At 64.1% G+C, this 15,657-nt stretch carries 13 protein-coding genes; 7 read left to right on the forward strand and 6 right to left on the reverse strand.

Annotation, left to right across the window (positions count from 1 at the left end; genetic code table 11):
- Nucleotides 1–26: 26 nt before the first annotated feature.
- Nucleotides 27–824, forward strand: coding sequence for a UDP-2,3-diacylglucosamine diphosphatase (locus tag FNZ07_RS25035; protein ID WP_091014033.1), 798 nt, complete (start codon nucleotides 27–29; stop codon nucleotides 822–824).
- Between the two features lie 62 nt (nucleotides 825–886).
- Here FNZ07_RS25035 and cysE read toward each other — a convergent pair whose 3' ends face one another.
- Nucleotides 887–1,690 (reverse strand): serine O-acetyltransferase, encoded by an 804-nt coding sequence (gene cysE, locus FNZ07_RS25040; RefSeq protein ID WP_091014037.1) that lies wholly within the window; start codon nucleotides 1,688–1,690, stop codon nucleotides 887–889.
- Nucleotides 1,691–1,887: 197 nt separating this feature from the next.
- Complete coding sequence (locus FNZ07_RS25045; protein ID WP_091014042.1) at nucleotides 1,888–2,739, reverse strand: RNA methyltransferase; 852 nt, start codon at nucleotides 2,737–2,739, stop codon at nucleotides 1,888–1,890.
- A gap of 297 nt (nucleotides 2,740–3,036) precedes the next feature.
- Between FNZ07_RS25045 and FNZ07_RS25050 the strand changes: the two genes are divergently transcribed.
- The 4 genes from FNZ07_RS25050 (at nucleotide 3,037) to FNZ07_RS25065 (ending at nucleotide 9,406) form a co-directional block, all read left to right on the forward strand.
- A complete protein-coding gene (locus FNZ07_RS25050; protein WP_091014046.1) occupies nucleotides 3,037–3,840 on the forward strand; it encodes an inositol monophosphatase family protein in 804 nt (267 codons plus the stop codon).
- A 175-nt stretch (nucleotides 3,841–4,015) separates the two neighbouring features.
- A complete protein-coding gene (gene lplT, locus FNZ07_RS25055) occupies nucleotides 4,016–5,314 on the forward strand; it encodes a lysophospholipid transporter LplT (RefSeq protein WP_091014052.1) in 1,299 nt (432 codons plus the stop codon).
- Nucleotides 5,315–5,463: 149 nt separating this feature from the next.
- Complete coding sequence (gene mutS, locus FNZ07_RS25060; protein WP_091014055.1) at nucleotides 5,464–8,148, forward strand: DNA mismatch repair protein MutS; 2,685 nt, start codon at nucleotides 5,464–5,466, stop codon at nucleotides 8,146–8,148.
- Nucleotides 8,135–9,406 (forward strand): hypothetical protein, encoded by a 1,272-nt coding sequence (locus tag FNZ07_RS25065; RefSeq protein ID WP_245811523.1) that lies wholly within the window; start codon nucleotides 8,135–8,137, stop codon nucleotides 9,404–9,406. The genes mutS and FNZ07_RS25065 overlap by 14 nt, the downstream gene beginning before the upstream one ends.
- On the opposite strand, the gene FNZ07_RS25070 is transcribed toward FNZ07_RS25065, so the two are convergent.
- A complete protein-coding gene (locus FNZ07_RS25070; RefSeq protein ID WP_091014061.1) occupies nucleotides 9,386–9,928 on the reverse strand; it encodes an FKBP-type peptidyl-prolyl cis-trans isomerase in 543 nt (180 codons plus the stop codon). The two genes, FNZ07_RS25065 and FNZ07_RS25070, sit on opposite strands and share 21 nt — an antisense overlap.
- Before the next feature lie 32 nt (nucleotides 9,929–9,960).
- Between FNZ07_RS25070 and FNZ07_RS25075 the strand changes: the two genes are divergently transcribed.
- Together FNZ07_RS25075 and FNZ07_RS25085 are read left to right on the forward strand one after the other, a co-directional pair.
- Nucleotides 9,961–11,235, forward strand: a complete 1,275-nt coding sequence (locus FNZ07_RS25075; RefSeq protein ID WP_091014064.1) for a cupin domain-containing protein — start codon at nucleotides 9,961–9,963, stop codon at nucleotides 11,233–11,235.
- A gap of 233 nt (nucleotides 11,236–11,468) precedes the next feature.
- Nucleotides 11,469–11,744 carry a hypothetical protein gene (locus tag FNZ07_RS25085; protein ID WP_091014068.1) on the forward strand — a complete coding sequence of 92 codons (276 nt, stop codon included), beginning with the start codon at nucleotides 11,469–11,471 and terminating at the stop codon, nucleotides 11,742–11,744.
- Between the two features lie 190 nt (nucleotides 11,745–11,934).
- Here FNZ07_RS25085 and FNZ07_RS25090 read toward each other — a convergent pair whose 3' ends face one another.
- From FNZ07_RS25090 to FNZ07_RS25100, 3 genes are all read right to left on the reverse strand, one after another.
- Nucleotides 11,935–14,193: an ATP-dependent DNA helicase gene (locus tag FNZ07_RS25090; protein WP_091014071.1), complete on the reverse strand. Its 2,259-nt coding sequence runs from the start codon at nucleotides 14,191–14,193 to the stop codon at nucleotides 11,935–11,937.
- A 64-nt stretch (nucleotides 14,194–14,257) separates the two neighbouring features.
- Entirely contained in the window at nucleotides 14,258–14,473 is a 216-nt protein-coding gene (locus FNZ07_RS25095; protein ID WP_091014074.1) for a DUF465 domain-containing protein, read from the reverse strand.
- 80 nt (nucleotides 14,474–14,553) lie between these two features.
- Nucleotides 14,554–15,492 carry a hypothetical protein gene (locus FNZ07_RS25100; RefSeq protein ID WP_091014078.1) on the reverse strand — a complete coding sequence of 313 codons (939 nt, stop codon included), beginning with the start codon at nucleotides 15,490–15,492 and terminating at the stop codon, nucleotides 14,554–14,556.
- Nucleotides 15,493–15,657: the final 165 nt, after the last annotated feature.

The raw sequence follows: 15,657 nt of genomic DNA on the forward strand, positions 1-15,657 counted from the left end.
TGCTGCAACTATCAGGCACAACTTCGATGCTGCAAGAAACGCCGCTGCGAAGCGCCGCTGCGGGCGTGCCTGGCGAGGGCAAACGCCCGCACGCCGCACGCCCGTTTTTGTTTCTCTCTGATCTTCATCTGAGCGCGGCGATCCCGCGCACGGTCGCGGCTTTCGAGCATTTCATCCAGGTTACGGCGAACCAGGCCGACTCGGTATTTATTCTCGGCGATCTGTTCGAGTACTGGATCGGCGACGACATGCTTGCCGAACCGTTCGCAGCCCACATGGCCGCGCTGATGCACACGCTGTCGGAGCGCGGCATCGCGCTCTACATCATGCATGGCAATCGCGATTTCCTGCTGGGCAAGCGCTTCATGAAAGCGGCAGGCGCAATCTGGCTGCCCGACCCGATCGCGATCACCGCGTTCGGCACGCGCGTCGTGCTCGCGCACGGCGATGCGTTGTGCACGGCGGATCATGGGTATCAGTGGTTTCGTCGGCTCGCTCGCAACCGCTTTGCGCAGATGCTGTTTCTCGCGTGGCCGTTCAGATGGCGCCAGGGGCTCGCCGAGCGCATGCGCTCTAAAAGCGAAGCAGGCCGCACGCGACCCGCCTCGCCGCGCTACGACGTGACGCGCAAAGGCGTCGAGGCACTGTTCATGAAAACCGGGACGACCTGGATGATTCACGGTCACACGCATCGTCCCGCGCGCCATCAGGAAACCGGCGGCACACGTTGGGTTTTACCCGACTGGGATCTCGATCACGGCGAACGACGCGGCGGTTATCTACGCGTCGATGCCGAAGGATTCAGGGCGCTGCCGCTCGATTGAGCAGCGCCGCGGCGGCACGGGTCACGCGTGCCTGCACAGGCGTTCGGTCGGTCGCCAGCGCTTCAACCGCCGTCGATTTCCTCGCCTTCCAGCGCAGCCGATAAGCGCCGCAGACCGAGCAGCGTCGCATCGGCGCCATGCAAAGCCTCGATACGCGTGCCGAGCCGCTCGAGCGCCGCAACGATCTCGTCGACCCGTTGGGTCTGCGTCGCGGCATGATCGATCAAACCGTGGATCGCCAACGAAACCGGATCGTCGGCGTTCGGCGCGATGCCGTAGGCGCTGAACGCCGCACGCACCGGCGCACCGTCGGCATCGATAGCCGTATCGATGCGTGCAGCAACAGGTGCCGCAGGAGCAATCACACGCGCCGGATTGCCGACCGCAGTGCCACCCGCCGGCACCGGCTTCACGACGACGGCGTTCGAACCGATCTTCGCATCGTCGCCAATCACGAAGCCGCCCAGCACTTTCGCGCCCGCACCGACGATCACACCGCGCCCGAGCGTCGGGTGACGCTTCGCACCCCGCGTGAGCGACGTACCGCCGAGCGTCACACCCTGATAGATCGTGCAGTCATCGCCGACTTCGGCGGTCTCGCCGATCACGACACCCATGCCGTGATCGATGAAGACGCGCCGGCCGATCGTCGCGCCGGGGTGGATTTCAATGCCGGTCAGGAAACGTCCGAACTGCGACACACAGCGCGCGAGCCAGCGACGTTTGACGCGCCAGCATGCATGTGCGAACCGATGCAGCACGATGGCATGCAAGCCCGGATAACACGTGAGCACCTCCCAGGCGCTGCGTGCGGCGGGATCGCGCTCGCGGATCGTGGCGATGTCTTCGCGAAGTCTCGTGAACATGGCAATAACGCGTTGGTGAGAGGGGACCGCCCGCCTCCCCGGCCGATACGGTGAAGGCAAACGACAGCTGCCGGTTATCGAACCGGCAGCTTTGCTTAGAACGTTTTCGGGGATTGTAGGGCGATTGTGCCAAACCTGCAGGAAGCCCACTCGGCCGGCAAGGTCGGCCGATGGCCGATAGAGAGCCGCTACGCGAACTACTCGCCGCCCGGCGCTTTCGCTTTCAGCAGGATGTGCTTGGCGATGCCGCGCACGATGTTCACCTCTTCGCGCTCGAGGCCCGAGCGGGCGAACAACCTCCGCAGACGCGACATCAGCTTTTTCGGGTTCGCGGGATCGAGAAACTCAAGGGCGATCAGCGCGTTCTCGAGGTGCACATACATGCGTTCGATTTCGTCGCTGGCGGCACGCGGGCTGGCATCCTCCGCCGGCACGCCGGCCGCGCCGATCGCAGCCGCTCCCACGGCGGCCGCGTCGCCGAGGTAGGCGATGCGCAACTCATACGACAGCACCTGAATCGCCTGCGCGAGATTCAGCGAACTGTAAGCGGGGTTGGCAGGAATATGCGCGAGCGCACTGCAACGCTCGACGTCCTCGTTCGAGAGACCGGTGCGCTCGTTGCCGAACACGAGCGCGATGTCGCCGCTTGCCGCATGCTCGCGTGCCGCGCTCGCCGCTGCGCGCGGCGCCAATTGCGGCGGGCCGTACTCGCGGGCCCGCGCGGTCAACGCCACCGACCATTGCACGCCATTCAGCGCATCGGCGAGCGTGGGCACGACGTGCGCCGACGCGAGCACATCGTCGGCGCCACTTGCCATCGCGATCGCCTCCGGATCGGACTGCACGTGCGCCACGCGCGGCGCAACCAGCACGAGCCGCGAGAAGCCCATCGTTTTCAGCGCGCGCGCGGCCGCACCGACATTGCCGGGATGGCTCGGCTCGACCAGTACGAAGCGCGTCGACGTGAAGCCGCCGCGTACCGGGCCGCCAGGGTCGGCGGTGCCCGACGCGGTGTGGGAACGTGAAGAGGAAACGGGGAATTGGGCCACGATGGCGGTCGGCGCGGGGGAAGCTGGAAAGCGGCTATGGTAGCGCCAATAGAAGGCGATCCCAACCATTGTCAATGTGCCTGCCGGTCGGAGCATGCGGCGAAACCATCGAGAGTCGGGTAAAATCACGCCTATTCGCGCCGTCTTCGAACGTGCGCCCCGCTCTTCTTCAATTCGTCTCCGTGGCTGGAACGCGCGCCAAATCCGCGTTCCGGGTTGTTTCCAGCTGGCTTTTGCCCGCTTTTCGTCGATTCCGGTTTGCAGCTGGCACTGCACCGGCACAAAGGATCCAGTCTCATGCATCCCATGCTCAACATCGCTGTCAAGGCCGCACGTCGCGCCGGACAGATCATCAACCGCGCATCGCTCGACCTCGATCTGGTTCAGGTCAGCAAGAAACAGCACAACGATTTCGTCACGGAGGTCGACAAGGCCGCCGAAGCAGCGATCATCGACACGCTGAAGACCGCCTACCCCGATCACGCCATCCTCGCCGAAGAATCCGGCCGCTCGGACAACGAATCCGAGTACGAGTGGATCATCGATCCGCTCGACGGCACCACGAACTTCATCCACGGCTTCCAGTATTACTGCGTGTCCATCGCGCTTGCGCACAAGGGCATCGTCACGCAGGCCGTCGTCTACGATCCGACCCGCAACGACCTCTTCACCGCCTCGCGCGGCCGCGGCGCGTTCCTGAACGACCGCCGCATCCGCGTCGGCCGTCGTGACCGCCTCGCCGACGGACTGATCGGCACCGGCTTTCCGTTCCGCGACAAGGAAGGTCTCGGCGCATACAGCAACCTGTTCGAGGAAATGACCAAAGCCTGCGCGGGCCTGCGTCGCCCGGGCGCCGCCGCGCTCGATCTCGCGAACGTGGCCGCCGGCCGGCTCGACGGCTTCTTCGAACAGGGCATCAACGCCTGGGATATGGCTGCGGGCAGCCTGCTGATCACCGAAGCGGGTGGTCTGGTCGGCAACTACACCGGCGACTCGGACTTCCTGCACATCGGCGAGATCGTCGCGGGCAATCCGAAGCTGTACGCGCAGATGGTGCCGATCCTGTCGCGCCATAGCCGCACGAAGCAACAGGCGGCCTGACGCGCCACACATAGCAAGGCGGCTGCGGCCGCCTTTTTGTTATGCGCGGCGGGTGCAACGGCTCGTCGCCATGCAAGTCACGCTACGCTGTGCCGCGCGCTAACCGGTTGCGGCGGTCGTTCCCGGCCCGCTGCGCCGCGCACACACTCTCTCGCGCTGTGTTCCAATCCGGTTCATGAAAAAAGGCTTTTACACGATCATCGCGGCGCAGTTCGTGTCGTCGCTGGCGGACAACGCGCTGTTGATCGCGGCGATCGCACTGCTGACCGTGATCCAGTCGCCCGCATGGATCACGCCGCTGCTGCAGATCTTCTTCACGATCTCGTACGTGCTGCTCGCGCCGTTCGTCGGCGCGTTCGCCGATGCGCTGCAAAAGCGCCACGTGATGTTCTTCTCGAACGCGCTGAAAGCGATTGGTTGCCTGCTGATGATCGGCGGCGTGCATCCGATGATCGCGTACGGCGTGGTCGGCTTCGGAGCGGCTGCTTACTCGCCGGCGAAGTACGGCATTCTGACGGAGCTGCTGCCGCCCGACCGCCTGATCGCGGCGAACGCCTGGCTCGAGTCGGCCACCGTGCTGTCGACGATCGTCGGCACGATGCTCGGCGGCGCACTGATCAGCAACTACGCGATTAATTTCGTCGCGCACGCGCATCTCCTGCTGATTCACTCCGCTGCGGACCTCGCGATGTTCGCCGTCATGGTTACGTATGCGATCGCCGCGGCCATCAACTTCGGCATTCCCGACACCGGCGCGCGTTATCCGAACCGGCTCAAGGAGCCGCGCAAACTGGTCGGCGATTTCGTGCGGTGCTTCAACGTGTTGTGGGCGGACAAGCTCGCGCAGATCGCGCTGTGGGTGACGACCCTGATGTGGGGCGGCGCCGTGACGCTGCAACTGCTCGTACTGAAATGGGCCGACGTGAACCTTGGCTTGTCGCTGTCGAAGGCCGCGGTCATGCAGGGTGTCACCGGTCTCGGCATTGCGGTCGGTGCCGCGGCGGCCGCCGCGTGGATTCCGTTGCGCGGTTCGCTGCGTGTGCTGCCCATCGGCATATTGACCGGTCTCGTCGCGATCGCGATGGCGTTCTACAGCAAGGGGCTCTTTCCGCTCGGCAGCGGGATCCGCGTGGGTCCGTTCATCGCGCCGCTCTACATCGTGTTCGCCTATCCGCTAATGATCCTGCTCGGTGCGCTCGCGGGCTTTTTCATCGTGCCGATGAACGCGCTGTTGCAGCATCGCGGGGCAACGCTGCTGTCGGCGGGGCATTCCATCGCGGTGCAGAACTTCAACCAGAATCTCGCCGTGCTACTGATGCTCGGCGCCTACGCGTTGTTGCTCACGGCGAAGATGCCGGTGCAATGGATCATCGTCGTATTCGGTTCGTTCATCACTGTGATGATCTGGCTCGCTAAACGGCGCAGTGTGGCAAACGCGCGGCGCACGGATATGCGGGCGTTGATCGGCGAGTGAGCATACGTTTGTCCGCAGGAACAGGCGAAAGCCGGAACAACCAACGTAAGCGGTACAGGCACCGCAACCGGCCGTCCGGCCAGGTCCCCGCCGCCGACGCGGCGAGTTAAACTCACGCCCTGAACACTCACGCAAGAAAGATACCGAGGATGGGCACTCAAATCGCAGCAGTCGACGCCAAAGCCAGCGAAGCGGCACAGCACACACCAATGATGCAGCAGTACCTGCGCATCAAGTCGGAACATCCCGGCACGCTCGTGTTCTACCGGATGGGCGATTTCTACGAACTCTTCTTCGACGATGCCGAGAAGGCGTCGCGCCTGCTCGATCTGACGCTGACGCAGCGCGGCGCATCGGCGGGCAATCCGATCAAGATGGCCGGCGTGCCCTATCACGCCGTCGAGCAATATCTCGCGAAGCTCGTGAAGCTCGGCGAGTCGGTCGCAATCTGCGAACAGATCGGCGATCCGGCCACGTCGAAGGGCCCGGTCGAACGCAAGGTCGTGCGCGTCGTCACACCCGGCACGCTCACCGACGCCGCCCTGCTCTCCGACAAGAACGATGTCTACCTGCTCGCCGTGTGTGTCGGTCACAACCGGCGCGGCGTCGCGACCGGTCTCGGCCTTGCGTGGCTCAATCTGGCAAGCGGCGCACTGCGGCTCGCCGAAATCGCCCCCGATCAGGCGGCAACCGCGCTCGAACGTATCCGTCCCGCCGAAATCCTCGTTGCCGATACCGGCGCCGACGCCAACGCATGGACGCCACCCGCCGGCTTCGGTGCGCTAACCCGCGTGCCGGTCTGGCACTTCGATACCGTGTCGGGCACCCAGCGGTTGTGCGACCAGCTCGGTGTGGCGAGCCTCGAAGGCTTCGGCGCGCATTCGCTGTCGAGCGCCTGCGGCGCAGCGGGCGCGCTACTGCTCTACGCAGCGGCAACCCAAGGCCAGCAACTGCGCCACGTGCGCAGTCTCAAGGTCGAATACGAATCGGAATACATCGGGCTCGATCCGGCCACGCGTCGCAATCTCGAACTCACCGAAACGCTGCGTGGCACTGAATCGCCGACGCTGTGCTCGCTGCTCGATACCTGCTGCACGACGATGGGTAGCCGGCTGCTGCGTCACTGGCTGCATCATCCGCCGCGTCATGCAGCAATCGCCCAGGCGCGCCAGCAAGCAATCGGCGCACTGCTCGACGCACCACCAGGCGCGGGCGTCGACGCATTGCGCAGTGCGTTGCGACCTATTTCCGACATCGAGCGGATTACCGGGCGGCTCGCGTTGCTGTCGGCGCGGCCACGCGATCTGTCCAGCCTGCGCGACACATTCATCGCGCTTCCCGAACTGCGTGCCCAGCTCGCGGCCGTCACGGCAGGCGCCGAGTCGCTGGCTCGCATTGATGCCGCACTGGAACCCCCTGCGCCCTGCGTCGACCTGTTGCGCCAGGCCGTGGCGGAAGAGCCCGCGGCGATGGTTCGCGACGGCGGTGTGATCGCCCGCGGCTACGATGCCGAACTCGACGAATTGCGCGATATCTCGGAGAACTGCGGACAGTTCCTGATCGATCTCGAAACGCGCGAACGTGCGCGCACCGGCATCGGCAACCTGCGCGTCGAATACAACAAGGTGCATGGCTTCTATATCGAAGTCACGCGCGGCCAGACCGACAAGGTGCCCGACGACTATCGGCGGCGCCAGACGCTGAAGAACGCCGAGCGCTACATCACGCCCGAGCTGAAAACCTTCGAAGACAAGGCGTTGTCCGCGCAGGAACGCGCTCTCGCCCGCGAGCGCTCGCTCTACGACGCGCTGCTGCAGGCGCTGCTGCCGTTCATCGCGGACTGCCAGCGGGTCGCCTCGGCACTCGCCGAGCTCGATCTGCTCGCCACCTTCGCGGAACGGGCGCGTGCACTCGACTGGGTCGCGCCGACCTTCTCGGAAGCCGCCGGCATCGAGATCGAACAGGGACGTCACCCGGTCGTCGAAGCCCAGGTCGAACAGTTCATCGCCAACGACTGCACGCTGAGCCCCGAGCGCAAGCTGCTGCTGATCACCGGCCCGAACATGGGCGGTAAGTCGACATTCATGCGACAGACCGCGTTGATCGCACTAATGGCCTATGTCGGCAGCTATGTGCCCGCGCGGCGCGCGATGTTCGGGCCGATCGATCGCATCTTCACGCGGATCGGCGCCGCCGACGATCTGGCCGGCGGCCGTTCGACCTTCATGGTGGAGATGACGGAAGCGGCCGCGATCCTGAATGACGCGACACCGCAAAGCCTCGTGCTGATGGATGAAATCGGACGCGGCACGTCGACGTTCGATGGCCTTGCGCTCGCCTGGGCGATCGCGCGGCATCTGCTCGCCCATAACGGCTGCCATACGCTGTTCGCGACGCACTACTTCGAGCTCACGCAACTGCCCGGCGAATTTCCGCAGGCCGCCAACGTGCATCTGTCGGCGGTGGAACACGGGCATGGCATCGTGTTTCTGCATGCCGTCAACGAAGGCCCCGCGAACCAGAGCTACGGGCTGCAGGTCGCGCAGCTGGCAGGGGTGCCCGCAGCGGTGATCCGCGCTGCGCGCAAGCATCTTGCGCATCTCGAACAGCAGTCGGCGGGCCAGCCGGCGCCACAGCTCGACCTGTTCGCCGCGGCGCCGATGCTTGAAGATCGCGACGACGACGAGCCGCCCGCGCAGGCGGTCGATCCGGCAACCCAGGCGCTGGTCGAGCGCTTGCGCGCGATCGATCCGAACGAGCTGCGCCCGCGCGACGCACTCGATCTCCTGTATGAATTGCGCGAACTGGCCGCCCCGCCGGATGCGGACCGTTGACCTGCGGTTTGCTCCCTGTCCGCGCCTGCTCTTGCAGGCGCGTCGCAGCGACGCCGCACGCGTCGTCGTTGCCGCGGCATTAGCTGCAGTCTGCAGCTTGACGCTGGCATCAGCGGCAAACGCCGCGCCATCGCGCTACTCGTTCGCGGTGATCGGCGGAACCATGCAGGACATCGCCGACGAAGCGCCCACGCAGAAACTCATCGATGCGATCGGCCGCGATCCGCAGATGTCGTTCATCGTCTACGACGGCAATCTGAAAAGCTCGAAGGAAGCATGCCGCGACTCGCTTTACGAGCGACGCCAGGCATTGCTCGAAGCCGCACGCCCGGCGCTGGTCTTCATCCCGGGGCAGCACGACTGGATGGATTGCGGCGGCGCCTCGGCGGGCGGCTTCGATCCAGTCGAACGACTCGACCAGTTGCGCCAGACGCTGTTCGCGGAAAGCTCGTCGATGGGACAGAATCCGCTTCCGCTCACACGCGAAAGCGAAGTGTCGCGTTTTCGGCCGTATCGCGAGAACGTCCGCTGGCAGATCGACGACACGGTATTTATCGGCTTGAACGCACCGAGCCCGAACAATCATTATCTGAACGCGGGCGGACGCAACGGGGAATTCGAAGACCGCGTCATCGCCAACGGCTTCTGGCTGGAACACGCGGCGGAATATGCGAAACGCCGCGAAGCGCGGGCGATCGTCATATTCATTCAAGGCGATCCCGATCCGGAACGTTATGAACGGCCGGAACGGTTCGCGTGGCTGCGCTTTGGACGCAACCCGCGCCGCGATGGCTTTCTGGAATTCAAACGGAGTCTGGTGAAGCTTGCGCAGATCTTTCGCGGTCCGGTGCTCGTCATTCACGAAAATAACGAACCGCTGGCAGGCGGCTTCCTGATCGATCAGCCGCTGCGCAACGACAAGGGCGCCCTGGTGACGAACCTCACGCGCATCGCATTCGCGCCACGCGACCGGCTCAACCAGTGGGTTCAGATCGATGCGGATCTGGCGCGGCGACCGCCGTTCCGGGTGACGGTTCGCGACGTACCGAAAAATCTGCCGGCGTTGCCGGCGTCGGTGCCGCAGATGCCATCGCACGACGAGGAACCTGCGGTGCCGATGGTGCCTTCGATGCCTGAAGTACCGGCGCCGGGCGCACCGGCAATGTCGTTACCCGACGATGAAAGCGCTGGAAATCGCGCGGCGAGTGCACCGCCGGCGCCACCGCAACCAGCAAGCTCAGTGGAGCGTGGGCCCTGATTTGCCTTCGGCGTCTTCGTCGTCATCTTCATCGATGATTTCGAGGCCGTCCGCGCCGTGCGCGTGTTCGTGCTGGATTTCGTCTTCGGTGGCGGGGCGCACTTCCTTGACGGTCAGCGCAAAACGCAGCGCCATGCCCGCGAGCGGATGATTGCCGTCGAGCACGACCTTGTCTTCCGCCACGTCCGTGACAGTATAGATCAGCGAATCGAGATCTTCATCGCCTTCTTCCGGCGTGCCTTCGAACTGCATGCCGATTTCGAGCGGCTCGGGAAAGCGGGTGCGCGGCTCGATCTTCACGAGGTCCGGGTCGTACTCGCCGAATGCGTCCTGCGGTTCCAGCTGAACCTCGGTTGCGAAGCCCGGTTCATGGCCGTCGAGCTCTTTCTCGATCTTGGGGAACGTGCCATCATAGCCGCCGTGCAGATAGACCATCGGCTCGTCGTTTTCCTCAATCAGATTGCCCTGCGCATCCGATAGCTTGTACGCGACAGATACGACGGTGTTCTTTACGATTTTCATTCGACTCTCCAGAATACAAGCCACATTATACGATGCCGAGGCGCCCCCTTGACCACCCAGCCGGCACGGCTGAGGCTGCTGTTCCAGTGCCCCGCCTTCGTGCCGGATCGCCCACCACGCGCCGTGCCGAATCGCAATCGCTCACGCCTTCACCCGATCGCCCGACACCACTACTCGGCAATCTGAGTCCGTCGCAATTTATGCGCCGGTACTGGCAGAAAAAGCCGCTGCTTATCCGTCAGGCGATTCCGCAGATTGCCGCGCCGCTGTCGCGCGACGAGCTCTTCGAGCTCGCCGGGCTCGACGATGTAGAGGCGCGTCTCATCACACACTTTCGTAACAAGTGGCAACTGGAACACGGGCCATTCGAGCCGGACGAACTGCCGTCCGTCAAACAGCGCGCGTGGACGCTGCTCGTCCAGGGCGTCGATCTGCACGACGATCGCGCGCGTGCGCTGCTGGACCGGTTCCGTTTCGTTCCCGATGCCCGCCTCGACGATCTGATGATCTCGTACGCAACCGATGGCGGCGGCGTCGGTCCGCATTTCGATTCCTACGATGTGTTCCTGCTGCAGGTACACGGCAAGCGTCGCTGGCGGATCGGTGCGCAGCGGGACCTGTCGCTGCAAGAAGGCGCGCCGCTGAAAATCCTCGAGCACTTCGAGCCCGATGAAGAATGGCTGCTCGAACCCGGCGACATGCTGTACCTGCCGCCGCATCTTGCCCACGACGGCATCGCCGAAGGCGAATGCATGACCTGTTCGATCGGCTTTCGCGCCCCGTCGCACGGCGAACTCACGTCGCAATTCCTGTATCACCTCGCCGAATCGGGCCAGACTTCGGGACGCGCCGGCGACCTGTATCGCGACCCGCAGCAGCCCGCCGTCGAGCATCCCGGCGAACTGCCTGCAGCGCTCGTGGCACAGGTGAGCAAGACCCTCGCGAAGATCCGCTGGGACGAGCGCGACATTGCGTCGTTTCTCGGCACCTACTTGAGCGAGCCCAAGCCGTCGGTCGTTTTCGACCCGCCCGCGCGGCCAGTCAGCGAGCAGCGTTTTATCGCGCTCGCAGCGAAGTCGGGGGTACGCCTCGATCGTAAGACCCTCCTGCTATACGATCGTCGCGCATATTTCATGAATGGAGAAGAAAACTCGCTGGCAAATGTGAAAAAATGGCTGCCTGAATTCGCAGATAATCGATCTTTGAGTGCGAAACGCTTTGTAACACTCTCAGGCGATTCATCGGTGACAGCACTGCTACACGAGTGGTATTGTGCGGGCTGGGTGCAAGTGGGCGAGCTTGCGTGAGCCTGTCCGCCTGTAATACCGTACTCTGAAAATTTGTATGAGAAAGACAACGTATTGACCCCGGATTTGTCGACGGTCTGTACGAAAGTGCATATAATTTCCGCCCAAGCCGTAGGGAAGATTCACGCTCATGCATGAAGTGCATCTCCACCAGCGGCCCAGGTCGGTGTTGGAGCACATTACCGGTAATATTTTGCGCTGTTGCTTACCTTTAACCATAAAAGGACGTGATCATGAAGAAATCCCTCCTCGTAGCATCTTTGTTGGCCGCTGTGGCTCTCGCCGCATGCAACAAGAGCAGCGACCAGGCTGCCTCGGCAGCTAGCGATGCTGCAGCAACGGCTGCGTCGGCTGCTACTGCTGCCGCTTCCGACGTAGCCGCTGCTGCATCGGGCGTTGCTGCTGCTGCGAGCGACGCTGTTGCTTCGGCTACGGCTGCTGCTTCGGACGCAGGTGCTGCCGCTTCGGACGCAGCCGCTGCTGCTCCGGCATCGGGCGCAAGCCAGTAAGCTGTACAGCATTCGCCTTCGGGCGAAACTGTATTGGGAAGTCGAATGGCTTCCCGAGCGGACAAAACAAAACGCCACGGATGTCCTCCGTGGCGTTTTATCGTTCAGTGGCTGTAATCGCGATCTGCTTGACCTACTGGCGGCGACCATCGCCCCATCGCCTGCCGCCTCGCGATGAATACCTCGCCGCTCAGGCCGGCGCGACCTTCTTGTCAGCAAAAAACTCCCGCACTACCTCGATCTCCCGTGTACGTTTAAACGGCGGCAGGCTTTGCCAGATACGCCGGCCGTACGGTTTGTCGACGAGCCGTGTGTCGCAGATCATCAGCACGCCGCGATCCGTTTCCGCGCGAATCAACCGGCCCGCGCCCTGCTTCAGCGTGATCACCGCCTGCGGCAACTGGTGAACCGCAAACGGACTCAGTCCTTTCTTCGTCAGCGCATCGAGACGCGCAGACAACACCGGATCGTCAGGCGGCGCAAACGGCAGCTTGTCGATCACAACGAGCGATAACGCATCGCCGCGCACATCGACGCCTTCCCAGAAGCTCTGGCTCCCCACCAGAATCGCATTGCCATAGGCACGAAAGCGTTCGAGCAACTCGGTGCGGCTTGCGTCGCCCTGGACCAGCAACGGCAGGTTCCAGCCGCGCGATTCGATCGTGTCGCGCAGCTTCGTCGCAATACGGTCGACTGCGCGCAGCGTCGTGCACAACATGAATACGCCACCGCCAGACGCTTCGATGGCGGGCAGCGCCGCATCGAACACCGCGTCGGTGAACGCCGGCGAAGAGGGTTGTGGGAGATTGCGCGGCACATACATCAGCGCCTGCGTCGCGTAGTCGAACGGACTGGCCAGCGTCATCGAGCGGCGGGCGTTTAGGCCCATCTGTGCCGCATAGTGCGTGAAGTCGCCACGCACCGACAGCGTCGCCGACGTGAAGATCCACGCGCGCGGCACGCCCGCGCGCTGCCGCGCGAAAATCGGCGCGACAGACAACGGCGTTTCATGCAGCTGGACCGTGTGTGCGAATACTTCAATCCAGCGAACCTTCTCGTCCTGCTCCTTAGCGGCGCCGGCGCTATCGGACGCTGCGCCATCCGTTCCAGCGGCGTCGCTTGCCGGCGTATCAGGCACCGTGGTCCAACCGGCCAGCAAGCCCTGCAATTCGCGCGCACGGCGCAGGCAGGCGCCGATCGATTCGGCCCGTTCCGCCTGGCCAGCGAGCGCCGTCGCCAGCGCGGCGAGCTCCGTTTCGAGCACGTCGAGCGCGGCGAATAACGGATGGCTGTCGGACAACTGGCCAATCGACATCCGCACCGAATCTTCCTTGAACGCGAGCCGCACATCGCGTGCGGCCCGTTCCAGCGCCCCACCGAGCTTCACCCACTCCACCGCATCGCGGGCGTGTCCCAGCCCCTCGGCCACCGCATCGCGCGCAAGCTCGAGCAATTGCGCAGTCGACAGCGTTTCGCCGAAGAACAGCGTGGCCGTTTCGGGTAATTGATGCGCTTCGTCGAACACGATCGTATTCGCGGTGGGCAGCAGTTCGGCCATGCCTGTGTCGCGCAACATGATGTCCGCGAAAAACAGATGGTGATTGACGACGACGATGTCCGCCTGTTGCGCCTCGCGACGCGCCTGCATCACGAAGCATTCCTTGTAGTGCGGGCACTCCTGGCCGAGGCAGTTGTCGCGCGTCGACGTAACCATCGACCACACCGCGGCCGTCTCGGGCACGCTCGCGAGCTCGGCCTTGTCGCCGGTCCGGGTGATCTTCGCGAACCGCACGATGTCCTGCAGGTACGACGTCTCCTGACGCGTCGGCAAGCGTCCGTTATCGGCCGTGCGCTGCAGATAGTAGTGGCACAGGTAGTTCGCGCGCCCCTTCAGCATCGCCACCGACACCGGCACCGCGAGCGCATCGCGCACGGTCGGAATATCGCGCTGGAACAACTGGTCCTGCAGATGCTTGGTCCCCGTCGAAACGATGACCTTGCCGCCCCATAACATCGCTGGAACGAGGTAGGCATAGGTCTTCCCGGTGCCGGTACCCGCTTCGACGATCAGCGTGTTTTCGCTGTCGTCGGGCGCGCCGGACGCATCGGATGCTTCGCTGGGGGAATCGCTCGCCGTTGCACGCGCATCGCCACCAGCGCCCTGTAAACGGCGCGCCGGGCGCTTCTGTAGCTCGAACATAGCCGGCTCAGGCAAGCCGCGCCCCGAAGCCTCCATGGCGGCCGCCACGGCGCGCGCCATCTCGATCTGCGAAGCGCGCGGCCGGTAGCCGTCGATCTGCCGGGCGAGCAGCCCGTCGGCGGCGAAGATATCGTTGAGTTCGGTAGCACGACGGGGGTTGAGCACGACAGCGGGCGCGCCGCGCGCTTCGCGCGACGCCGCGGCGCCGTCCGTCGGCGCAGGAGAAGAAGAAACGAGCGGTGAATTCAAGGCAAGCGGTTCCTGCAAAGTCCGGTGTGCGCGGGGCGCACCCGGCGCCTGCCAGGTCGCCCGGTCAGGCGCGCCCGTCCGGTTCGAGCTGCAACTGCAGCAAGATGATTGTGTCCTTGACCTTGAGCTTGCGCTTTTTCAGGCGCTGCAACTCCAGGTCGTCGATGCCGGGTTCCTCCGACATCCTGTCGATCAGCCGGTCGAGCCCACTATGCTCGGACTCCAGCTGCAGAATGCGGTCGCGAAGGGTATCCGCGCTGATGGCGTGATGGTCCCGCATGCTCGCCTCCTCTTTCCGAAGCGGCGACCGGCCATGTTTCAGCCGCTTCGCCTGAGGTTGCTATCCCGGCTTGATACGCGTTACTTACCCTGCTGCTTTTGCTGCTCGATCTGTTGCTGCTGCTGTTGCTGTTCCTGCAACTGTTGCTGCTGCTTCTCGCGGGCTTTCTCGGCGGCCTGCTTCTGGCGCGCTTCGACGTCGGCCTTGTGCTGCGCGGCGGTCGCCTGCTTCTGCTCGAAGTGCTGCTGGTTCTCGACGCGCTGCTGTGCTTTCTGGGCACCCTGCTGACGCGCGGCATCGAGTTGCTGCTGGAAATTCGCCTGCTTCTGATCGTACGCCTTCTGGTTCGCCGCTGCCTGCGATGCGCCGATACCCTGCTGCGCCTGGTCGAGTGCGTGCTGGCGCTGCTTCTGCTGGTAAGCCTGCTCATTCGCCGCACGCTGCGGCGCCTCGGCCGTACGCTGCGCCTGATCGAGTGCATGCTGCCGCTGCTTGTCCTGGTACGCCTGCGCGTTGCGTGCATCGTTTGCCGCGCGCTGCGGTGCATCCGCTGCGTCCTGCGCACGTTGGAGCGCCGCCTGCTCGTCGCGCTTCTGCGCACGCGCGGCGCGCTGCTCGTCGTCCAGTGCGAGCTGTTCCTTGCGAATGACCGCCCGCTTCTCGCGCATTTCGTTGCGTGCGCTGTCGAGGCAGTGATTCACGAAGAACTTGCTATAGCAGTCATGTTCAGCGACGGCATAGCGATAGTTGTTGTCCGTGGACCGCCGGTCCAGATCCTTCTGGCGCGCATCGAAGTTGTTCGTGTCGTCCGGCTGCACCGCCGATGCGCCTGCCGTGTCGTAGGTAGCCGCGCCGCCCGTCACGGCCGCTGCGGATGACGCGGGTGTGTTCTGGGCTAGTGCGGGCGCAGACACTGAAACGGCAACCAGCGCCGCGGCGAGTGTGGTAACCACGGCGGCAGCACGCGATGCAAGGAAAAAGTGGGAGTTCGGCAACGTCAGGAATGGGCGGCGGGACATGGCCGAAATTCTATCACCGTGCGGTTGGGCCCTCGGGCATTTATGGCAAAATGCCCCGCTTCAGTAACCTCAGCCACCCGGTCGCGGCCGGTACATGGAATCTGCCGGGAATCCCCCGCTGCACGCCGCTGCGTGTTCCGTGTACCGCCTTATGCGGCCTCAAAA

The sequence above is a fragment of the Paraburkholderia megapolitana genome (assembly GCF_007556815.1).
Classification (GTDB): domain Bacteria; phylum Pseudomonadota; class Gammaproteobacteria; order Burkholderiales; family Burkholderiaceae; genus Paraburkholderia; species Paraburkholderia megapolitana.

Coding starts and splice junctions, on each gene's coding strand:
- FNZ07_RS25035 (WP_091014033.1), top strand. CDS start 27: ATGCTGCAAGAAACGCCGCTGCGAAGCGCCGCTGCGGGCGTGCCTGGC.
- cysE (WP_091014037.1), bottom strand. CDS start 1,690: ATGTTCACGAGACTTCGCGAAGACATCGCCACGATCCGCGAGCGCGAT.
- FNZ07_RS25050 (WP_091014046.1), top strand. CDS start 3,037: ATGCATCCCATGCTCAACATCGCTGTCAAGGCCGCACGTCGCGCCGGA.
- lplT (WP_091014052.1), top strand. CDS start 4,016: ATGAAAAAAGGCTTTTACACGATCATCGCGGCGCAGTTCGTGTCGTCG.
- mutS (WP_091014055.1), top strand. CDS start 5,464: ATGGGCACTCAAATCGCAGCAGTCGACGCCAAAGCCAGCGAAGCGGCA.
- FNZ07_RS25065 (WP_245811523.1), top strand. CDS start 8,135: ATGCGGACCGTTGACCTGCGGTTTGCTCCCTGTCCGCGCCTGCTCTTG.
- FNZ07_RS25070 (WP_091014061.1), bottom strand. CDS start 9,928: ATGAAAATCGTAAAGAACACCGTCGTATCTGTCGCGTACAAGCTATCG.
- FNZ07_RS25075 (WP_091014064.1), top strand. CDS start 9,961: ATGCCGAGGCGCCCCCTTGACCACCCAGCCGGCACGGCTGAGGCTGCT.
- FNZ07_RS25085 (WP_091014068.1), top strand. CDS start 11,469: ATGAAGAAATCCCTCCTCGTAGCATCTTTGTTGGCCGCTGTGGCTCTC.
- FNZ07_RS25095 (WP_091014074.1), bottom strand. CDS start 14,473: ATGCGGGACCATCACGCCATCAGCGCGGATACCCTTCGCGACCGCATT.
- FNZ07_RS25100 (WP_091014078.1), bottom strand. CDS start 15,492: ATGTCCCGCCGCCCATTCCTGACGTTGCCGAACTCCCACTTTTTCCTT.